The sequence below is a fragment of the Ferrigenium sp. UT5 genome (genome assembly GCF_045866295.1).
Classification (GTDB): domain Bacteria; phylum Pseudomonadota; class Gammaproteobacteria; order Burkholderiales; family Gallionellaceae; genus Sideroxyarcus.
Window position 1 is genome coordinate 1 of record NZ_BAAFRY010000040.1, and the last position, 8,541, is coordinate 8,541.

10 protein-coding genes are annotated in these 8,541 nt (G+C 59.6%); 8 read left to right on the plus strand and 2 right to left on the minus strand.

Translation table 11 applies throughout. The features are described 5' to 3' along the window. Positions 1 to 24: 24 nt before the first annotated feature. Positions 25 to 1,199 (minus strand): IS3 family transposase gene (locus ACKTSJ_RS10735; protein ID WP_407900096.1). Its coding sequence is split into 2 segments (ribosomal slippage): positions 25 to 938 and positions 938 to 1,199, totalling 1,176 coding nucleotides; the frame shifts between segments, so codons are not numbered across the junction. 152 nt (positions 1,200 to 1,351) lie between these two features. Here ACKTSJ_RS10735 and ACKTSJ_RS10740 point away from each other — a divergent pair. Genes ACKTSJ_RS10740 through ACKTSJ_RS10755 form a run of 4 tightly spaced genes read left to right on the plus strand, consistent with a single transcriptional unit; the run spans position 1,352 to position 4,668 of the window. Further along, positions 1,352 to 2,158 carry a phosphate ABC transporter substrate-binding protein gene (locus tag ACKTSJ_RS10740; protein ID WP_407900098.1) on the plus strand — a complete coding sequence of 269 codons (807 nt, stop codon included), beginning with the start codon at positions 1,352 to 1,354 and terminating at the stop codon, positions 2,156 to 2,158. Next, the gene (gene pstC / locus ACKTSJ_RS10745; RefSeq protein ID WP_407900100.1) at positions 2,127 to 2,984 is read left to right on the plus strand and encodes a phosphate ABC transporter permease subunit PstC; all 858 of its coding nucleotides are present in this window, start codon (positions 2,127 to 2,129) and stop codon (positions 2,982 to 2,984) included. The genes ACKTSJ_RS10740 and pstC overlap by 32 nt, the downstream gene beginning before the upstream one ends. Continuing rightward, positions 2,981 to 3,832: a phosphate ABC transporter permease PstA gene (gene pstA, locus ACKTSJ_RS10750; RefSeq protein ID WP_407900102.1), complete on the plus strand. Its 852-nt coding sequence runs from the start codon at positions 2,981 to 2,983 to the stop codon at positions 3,830 to 3,832. Before pstC ends, pstA begins: the two co-directional genes overlap by 4 nt. Next, positions 3,829 to 4,668: a phosphate ABC transporter ATP-binding protein gene (locus tag ACKTSJ_RS10755; protein WP_407900104.1), complete on the plus strand. Its 840-nt coding sequence runs from the start codon at positions 3,829 to 3,831 to the stop codon at positions 4,666 to 4,668. Before pstA ends, ACKTSJ_RS10755 begins: the two co-directional genes overlap by 4 nt. Positions 4,669 to 4,855: 187 nt before the next feature. Here ACKTSJ_RS10755 and ACKTSJ_RS10760 read toward each other — a convergent pair whose 3' ends face one another. Then, positions 4,856 to 5,707 carry a c-type cytochrome gene (locus tag ACKTSJ_RS10760; protein WP_407900106.1) on the minus strand — a complete coding sequence of 284 codons (852 nt, stop codon included), beginning with the start codon at positions 5,705 to 5,707 and terminating at the stop codon, positions 4,856 to 4,858. 187 nt (positions 5,708 to 5,894) lie between these two features. Between ACKTSJ_RS10760 and ACKTSJ_RS10765 the strand changes: the two genes are divergently transcribed. The 4 genes from ACKTSJ_RS10765 to ACKTSJ_RS10780 are packed head-to-tail and all read left to right on the plus strand — an operon-like array spanning position 5,895 to position 8,251. Beyond that, positions 5,895 to 6,275, plus strand: coding sequence for a thioredoxin family protein (locus ACKTSJ_RS10765; RefSeq protein WP_407900108.1), 381 nt, complete (start codon positions 5,895 to 5,897; stop codon positions 6,273 to 6,275). A gap of 12 nt (positions 6,276 to 6,287) precedes the next feature. Next, positions 6,288 to 7,013: a cytochrome c biogenesis CcdA family protein gene (locus ACKTSJ_RS10770; RefSeq protein ID WP_407900109.1), complete on the plus strand. Its 726-nt coding sequence runs from the start codon at positions 6,288 to 6,290 to the stop codon at positions 7,011 to 7,013. An 11-nt stretch (positions 7,014 to 7,024) separates the two neighbouring features. Continuing rightward, a complete protein-coding gene (locus tag ACKTSJ_RS10775; protein WP_407900111.1) occupies positions 7,025 to 7,864 on the plus strand; it encodes an HD-GYP domain-containing protein in 840 nt (279 codons plus the stop codon). 9 nt (positions 7,865 to 7,873) lie between these two features. Beyond that, positions 7,874 to 8,251, plus strand: a complete 378-nt coding sequence (locus ACKTSJ_RS10780; protein WP_407900113.1) for a hypothetical protein — start codon at positions 7,874 to 7,876, stop codon at positions 8,249 to 8,251. Positions 8,252 to 8,541 lie beyond the last annotated feature (290 nt).

The following is an 8,541-nucleotide window of genomic DNA, read 5'->3' on the forward strand; positions in this document are numbered from 1 at the left end:
TCGTCAACCGTAGAGTCCAACGGGTTAAGCGGCCATCTGTTTTGCATAGTACTGCTGGCTGAAAGCGGCAGGCGAGAGATAGCCAAGTCGAGCCTGCTTTCGCATGCGGTTGTAGAAGATCTCGATGTATTCGGTGATTTCCCGCTTGGCCTGCTCTCGCGTTACAAAGCGACGGTGATGCACTAGCTCGTTTTTCAAGGATCCCCAGAAACTCTCCATCGGCGCATTGTCCCAGCAGTCGCCCTTGCGGCTCATGGAGACCGGCATGCCCAATGGCTGCAACTGCTGTTGGTAGGTATAAGCGCAGTACTGGCTGCCACGGTCAGCGTGGTGGATCAGCCCCTTCCCCGGTCGCTTAGCCGCAACGGCACGGAAGAGTGCCTGTGACACTCGGTTGGTCGTCATCCGTTCAGACATGGCGTAGCCCACCAGTTCGCCGTTGAACAAGTCCCTGATGCCGGCAAGATAGAGCCAGCCTACGTCCGTGGCAACATAGGTGATGTCGGTTACCCAGGCCCGATTCGGTGCCGCCCCCTTGAATTGCCTATCCAGAAGATTGGGCGCCAGCGGTAGCGCAGGGTTCGAATTCGTCGTTGCCTTGAATTTGCGCTTCTGCTTGCAGCGCAATCCGAGTCGCGTGCGAATCCGCTTGATGCGATGGATGCTCGTCTGGATGCCATGATCGGAGAGGTAGGATTGCAGGCGCTCCGGCCCATAGGTTTCGCGCGTCCGCGGGTGTGCCGCCTTGATTTCGGTTTCCAGCCTCAGGTTCTCTTGCTGGCGCGCCGAGGGTGGCCGCTGGCGCCAGGCGTGATAGTTGCTTTCCGAGACTTCCAGAATCCGGCACATCGTCGCTACGGGATGATGCTGTCGCAACTCCTCAATCCGGGCGTATCTCACCGCGACTCCTTCGCGAAATACGCCGCACATTTTTTTAGCAGATCGCGCTCCAATTTCACCTCTGCCAATTCCTTGCGTAACCGCGCCAGCTCAACTTCCATTTCCGTCGGCGCGCGCTGCCCCTGCCCAACCGTTGTCAGTTTCCTTTTGCGCGAAGCGCGTACCCAGTTGCCAAGGCTGCTCTTCGGCACTGACAGTCGCTTCGCCGCCCCATCCACCGACAGCCCTTCCTTTTCCACCAGCTTTACCGCCTCCACCCGAAAGTCCGGCGTGTAAATCCCCTTCGGTATCCGTTCCATCTTCGTCCTCCATTTTCGTCCATTTTACGAAATGTTGGATTCCACTTTTTTCAGCCTGCGCGGGATAAACGATGGTCACAGTTGATCGCAGGTTGTCCGTAAGAATCGGCAAAGTTGACCGACTGATGAGCATCTTTACGCCCGGAGGTTTCATGAGAAAAATTCTCTGCGGACTGGCTGCAATCAGCCTGGCTTTCAACCTGGGTACCGCGCAGGCAGAGAAACTGGTGCTGACGGGTTCCAGCACCGTCGCGTCGCTGGCACTGGAAATCGGCAAACGCTTTGAACGCCTGCATCCAGGGGTGCGGGTGGATGTGCAGACCGGCGGTTCGTCGCGCGGCATCAGCGATGCGCGTGCGGGACTGGCGGACATCGGCATGGTATCGCGCGCACTCAAGCCGGAAGAGGCGGATTTGTACGGCCATGCCATCGCGCTGGATGGCGTGGCGCTAATCGTGCACAACAGCAACGCCATCTCCGCCTTGAGCGATGATCGGGTGCGCGCCATCTACACAGGCAAAGTGACGCAGTGGAGCGAAGTCGGCGGTGTGGCGCGCAAGATCGTGGTGGTCAACAAGGCGGAAGGGCGCTCCACGCTGGAATTGTTCCTGCACTACTTCAAACTCAACAATCCCGAGATTCGCGCCCAGGTGGTGATCGGCGACAACCAGCAGGGCATCAAGACTGTCGCGGCCAATCCCGATGCGATCGGTTACGTGTCCATCGGCACGGCAGAATACGAGGCCGCGCACGGCACACCGATACGCCTGCTGCCCCTGCACGGTGTGGCGGCCAGCGTGGCAAACGTGCGCAACGGACAATTCCCCTTGTCGCGTCCGCTCAATCTGGTCACCAAAACACCGCCAGTCGGACTCGTCAAAACCTTCATCGAGTTCGCCCAGTCGGCGACCGTGCATGATCTGATTGATGCGCAATACTTCATTCCGCTGGCGCGCTGACACGCTGCTGGCCTCCTACGCGAAAGGCAGCGCGCTGCTGGCGGGGCTGCTGTTGCTGCTGGTGCTGGGCTTGCTGGTGCGCGAATCCTGGCCGGTGTTGAGCGCGGAAGGCTGGCGCGGCCTGCAAGCACAAGGCTGGTATCCCGCCAGCGGGCAACTGAACCTGTTGCCCATGCTGGCGGCGACCCTGGCGCTGGGGATGGGCGCGTTGTTGCTGGCGCTGCCGCTGGGCGTGGCGAGCGCCGTGTTCGTGCGCTTTTATGCGCCCGTCTGGTGTGTTGAACCAACGCGCTACATGCTGGTGCTGCTGGCTGGCATTCCCTCGGTGGTGTTCGGCTTGTGGGGATTGACGGCGCTGGTGCCGCTGCTGGCGATGTGGCAAGCGCCGGGGGTCAGCCTGCTGGCGGCCACGCTGGTGCTGACCCTGATGATCGTGCCGACCATAGCCGCCAGCAGCGAAGCGGCACTGGCGGCACTGCCCAAATCATTGCTGGATGGCGGCGCGGCACTGGGCTTGTCGCAGCGCGGCATCGTGTGGGGGATAGCCTTGCCGGCGGCGCGTACGGGCATCTTTGCGGGGGTGATCCTCGCGCTGATGCGCGCCCTGGGCGAGACCATGGCGGTGTTGATGGTGGCGGGCAATGTGGTGCAAATGCCAGCGGGGCTGTTCGATCCCGTGCGTGCGCTGACCGCCAACATCGCGCTGGAAATGCCCTACGCCACGGGGGTGCATCGCGCAGCGCTGTTTGACACGGGTTTGCTGCTGTTGGGACTGGTCATCGCGCTGGCACTGTGGTCGGCGCGCATGGCGGGGAAATACAGATGACACGTCGTATCGCACTGGCCGACAGCCTGCTCACCGTTGCAGTGTGGGGGGCGATGGTGCTGTTGGCGGGGGTGTTTTGCTGGATGCTGGCGGACATCGTTTGGCACGGCATCGGCAAACTCGACTGGGAATTTCTGACGGCTGAACCGATGGATGCGGGACGTGCCGGCGGCATCCTGCCAATTTTGGTTGCAACCCTGCTGATCTTGCTGGTCGCGCTGGGGGTTGCCGTGCCGCTGGGCTTGGGCGCGGCTATCTATTTGAGCGAGTTCACCCGTTCGCAAAGCCGTTTCAGGCGTTTCGTCAACATCAGCCTGGATGCCCTGTCGGGCGTGCCTTCCATTGTCTTTGGACTATTCGGTAACGCGTTCTTCTGCATCTGGCTGGGGCTGGGATTTTCCATCCTCTCGGGTGGCCTGACGCTGGCCTGCATGGTGCTGCCCATCTTCATCCGCCTGAGCGAATCCGGGCTGTCGGCGGTGGCGGTGGAATGGCGGCAGGGCGCATCGGCATTGGGCCTGTCGCGCAGCACGACGTTGTGGCATCTGCTGCTCCCCGCCGCCGCGCCCGCCATCAGCGCGGGCTTGATGCTGGGTATCGGTCGCGCGCTGGCGGAAACGGCCGCGCTCATCTTCACCAGCGGCTATGTGGATCGGATGCCCGAAGCACTAAGCGATTCCGGGCGCGCGCTGTCCGTGCACATCTACGATTTGTCCATGAACGTAAGCGGTGGCGATCAGGCCGCTTACGCTTCGGCACTGGTGTTGATGGTGGCATTGCTGATCATCAACGGGGCATCCACCACGCTTTCGCGGCACTTTTTACACAACAGGATCCAGCTGTCATGACCACTTCACAACCTCTTTGTGCTACTTATACCCTGGGCGAAGTGCAGCAGGGCGCGCCCTGTTGCGTGCCACAACCGCACATCGAGGTGCGCGATCTGGCGGTGTCTTACGCGGGGAAAGTCGTTTTGTCGGGGGTGAGCCTGGACATCAACAAGGGCTGCATCACCGCGTTGATCGGCCCTTCCGGTTGCGGCAAGACCAGCTTTCTTTCCGCGCTCAACCGCATGACCGACCTGATTCCGGCCTGTGCGGTGCGCGGCAGCATCCATATAGACGGCGCGGACATCGCGGATACTGCCGTGCCGGTGCAAACCTTGCGGCGCAAGGTCGGCATGATCTTCCAGAAACCCAATCCGTTCCCGCTTTCCATCCGCCGCAATCTGGAATTGCCCTTGAGGGAGCACGGTGTCCGCCAACGCGAGGTCATCGCGGTAAAGATCGAGCGCGTGCTGAAACAGGTGGGGCTGTGGGACGAAGTGCATGACCGTCTCGACAGCCCGGCACTCGCCTTGTCCGGCGGCCAGCAACAACGCCTGTGCATCGCCCGCGCGCTGGTGCTGGAGCCGGAAATTTTGCTGATGGACGAACCGTGCAGCGCGCTCGACCCATTGGCAACGGCAACGGTGGAAACACTGATCCGCAGCCTGTGCAACCGCTATACCGTAGTCATCGTCACCCACAATCTGGCGCAGGCGCGACGCGTGGCCAACTATGCGGCGTTCTTCTGGATGAACGAGCGGGTCGGCAAACTGGTGGAATTCGGCACTTGTCAGGCGCTGTTCGAAACCCCGCAACACGAGGCGACACAGGCCTACCTGAGTGGCTTGCGAGGTTAGTCCTTGCGCGTCCGATAAACGGGCATGACAAATGCGCTAATGCAAGACCTGACCCCAGACTCTTCAAGTCCGATTGCGCGGGCGCTTTGAATTTTTGCGATGTCTGCCTGTCACTCCATACGAAAAAACACCCGTCTGACTGCGACGGGTGAGAGGGCAACTGCAGGAAAACGTAGCCGCGGTTGACCTACCAGCGCGCACCACAAGGGTTTTTCATTTTTGCCGCGCACGGGTTCTTCGCGGCACACGGATTCATTTTCTTTGCACCGCACGGATTTTTGGCTGCACACGGATTGCTGGCTGCACACGGATTGGCACCTGCATTACCCGGCTTGAACCCGGATTGCAGGGAGGCGGAATAGGCTGTCAAGGCCGCCAATTTCTTGCCATTCCACGCGAGTGGCTTGGAGGCCATCGGCACGACCATACAGAACTGCACCATCTCATCCAGATGCACCGCCTTGACACCGGCGCGGTCATGCGTCATCTGCACGTAATGCGGGTAGGGCTGGGCGAAGGTATCCTGGAACGCGGCATTTTCAACGTGACAGGTATTGCATGACATACCGTTGCTGCTCAAGCTGGTGTCACTGAACAGCTTTTTGCCATAACGGACCAACGCAGCCTTGTTGCCCTTATACGGCTTGTAGTTCTTCGGGCGCATCACATCCTTCGGATTCACGCGATCACCGGCAGCACAAGGATTAGCTGCGCAGGGATTCATTTTCGCTGCGCAGGGATTCATTTTCGCTGCACAGGGATTCATCTTCGCTGCACAGGGATTCATCTTCGCTGCACAGGGATTCATCTTCGCTGCACAGGGATTCATCTTCGCTGCACAGGGATTCATCTTCGCTGCACAGGGGTTCATCTTCGCTGCACAGGGGTTCATCTTCGCTGCACAGGGGTTCATCTTCGCCGCACAGGGGTTCATCTTCGCCGCACAGGGATTGGCCGGTGCTGCAAATGCCATTCCGCCCGCCGACAGGGTCAATACGCCCGAGGCAATGAGGGCATTGAGTAATTTGTTGTATTTCATCTAAATCTCCTTAAATAGGATTGGGCCGTTAAATTCTGAAAGTGAGAAAGCGTCACTTTAATTTCCAGGGTGACGTTCGCTTGGTCGCATGACAAGGACAAATCTTACAAACTACTGCGGGCGAATGTAATGATTAATCCGCGCTAACGACGAAGGGTTAACTTTTCATTTAGCCCAAGGAGGGAACGTGGTCACATTGAAACGCGTGTTTGCGTCATTCGTTTTGCTGCTCCCGCTGGCCGTCCAGGCGGTGGGCGAGCCGTATTCCCGGCAAAAGCTCGACGCCCTGAACCGGGCTGGGACGCCGGTGCTGGTAGCGGTTCATGCCGACTGGTGCAGCACCTGCCGTGCCCAGGATTTGGTATTGCGCGATTTGCTTGCGACCCATAAGTTCGACAGGGTGACGGTATTGCGCATGGATTATGACAACCAGAAAGCGGCAGTGCATGCGCTCGGGGTGCGTTATCAAAGCACGCTCATCGTATTCAAGGCGGGACGGGAAGTTGCCCGTTCGGTTGCGGAAACGGATCCGGTGCTGATTGCCGAATTGTTACGCAACGCACAGTAAGACTGAATTGACATGGAATTAAGTGCTGGCAGCTATGGCCTGGCGTTGCTGGCGGGTCTATTGACCACCCTCTCGCCGTGTGTGTTGCCGCTCCTTCCGATTTTGCTGGGTGCGGCGACCAGTGAGCATCGTCTGGGAGCGATTGCATTGGCGGGCGGGTTGATGTTGTCGTTCGCCACGGTCGGGGTGGCGCTGGGAGCCCTGGGCGGCGTGGTCGGATGGGATGCACAGGGATTACGGCTGGTTGGCGGGTGCTTGCTTCTGTTATTTGGCGCATGGCTGCTGTCGGCTAGAGTGCAGACAGCCTTGACCCTTGGGTTGGGGCGTATCGGCATTGGTCCGGCGATGCTGGAGAAATTCAATCCGCAAGGCCTGTGGGGGCAGTTTCTGTTGGGGCTGCTGCTAGGGATTGTGTGGACACCCTGCGTCGGGCCGACTCTGGGAGTGGCGATCACGATTGCGGGCCAGGGACAGGCACTGGCGCAAGTGGCTGCCGTGATGGGGGTGTTTAGCCTGGGGGCTGCCCTGCCGCTCATCGCCTTGGGCCTGTTGTCGCGGCACATGCTGAACCGCTGGCGCGACTATCTCCAGGTGGCGGGACGTGTCGCGCGTAAATTTTTTGGGGCGGCGTTAGTGGTGGTGGGGCTTGCGGTGGTTTCCGGCGCGGACAAATCTTTCGAGCACTGGCTGGTACGCGCAATGCCTGACTGGCTGGTGCTGTTGACGAGCCGTTATTGAAGGAGGGAATGATGTCTGAAAAAGAATCATTATTGAATTCATTGCTGGCCCTGTCGATGGTCGTTGAAGCACGTGATCCCTACACCGGCGGCCATCTGTGGCGGGTTTCACAATTCGCCAAGCTGTTGGCGCAGCAGGCGGGGTTGTCGCAACGCGCTGCCGCACTATGCGAGATTGGCGGGTTTCTGCACGACCTCGGCAAGGTTGGCGTGCCCGATGCCATCCTGAACAAACCCGGGCAATTGACCGGAGCTGAATACGAGGTCATCAAGACGCATCCGACGGTGGGCGGCCATTTGCTGGTCAGACACCCGCTGGCCGGTCTGGCGCTGGAGGCTGTGATCGGCCACCACGAACGCCCGGACGGACAGGGTTACCCGCGCGGGCTGGCGGGTGAAGTGATCCCGGAAGTCGCGCGCGTCGTTGGTATCGCCGATGCTTTCGACGCCATGACCAGCACCCGTTCCTATCGCAAGGGGATGCGCGTCGAGAAATCCCTGGACATCATTCGTGGCGGAAGCGGCAGCCAGTTCGATGCCTCCCTGGCGCAGCAGTTCCTATCCTTGGGCCACTCTGCCGCACTGGCACATATCGTCGGTCACAGTGAGCCCGGGATGCCGCTGCTCTCCTGTCCCACCTGTCATGCACCGGTCGCGCAGCGGCGCAGTCAACATGCGGGCGACGCTCTCTATTGCCGTGCCTGCGGTGGCGAATCGCGTCTGCACCAGTCGCCCGATGGCTTGGTGCTGGAGATGACCGGCGAGATGGGGGATGCCAACGTGCTCGCGCCGGACAGTGATCCTGACCTCATTGGGTCCATGGTGGAAGCGGTTGCCCCCCATGTGTTGTAGGGAGGGAAGATGAATGCTGCCTGCCGCAGCAGGATCGAGATCAACGGAAGGTTAGTATCCGTTGAATGGAGTCCTGCTGCCGCCCGGGAACTGGCGCGTAGAACGCGCCCGCTGGTGGTTGAACTGGAACTGTATTTCTCCTGTCTGGTGAAGAAATTCGTCCATTTCCACGAAACGGCACCGCAACGCGATACCATCGCGGTCGGCGACAAACTCGCTTTCTTTTTCCGATCCGTCACCTCCTCCGCCTGTTCCTTTGAAGTCGCCGACCGACTGGGGCGGCAACCCGAGATCGGGCTCAATACACTGAATGTGCGCAAGGTTGCGCCGAGACGAGTAAAACTCGATTTCGTGCGCGGGGTGTGGCAGGGGAATTACTGGATATGAATCCGCACGGTTGTTTGAATAGTCATTGATCACTGTTAACAGGAGGTTGTCATGAAATTGTTGTCACGCGTACTTTTCATATTGCTGCTCGCGCTCTCGACGCTTGCTTCAGCTGCGGAGGGGCTTATTGCCCTTAAAAGTCCGCACAGTGCCGCCGATACAATGGATAAATTCGAAGCCAGTAGTGTCCGGTTAAATTAGTCATTCTCGCCACGAAGGTCAATAACGGGTGGGTTTGTGGCGCAAATATTTTGGTGCCGATTTGAAATCAGTTTACCCATATTCCGGTT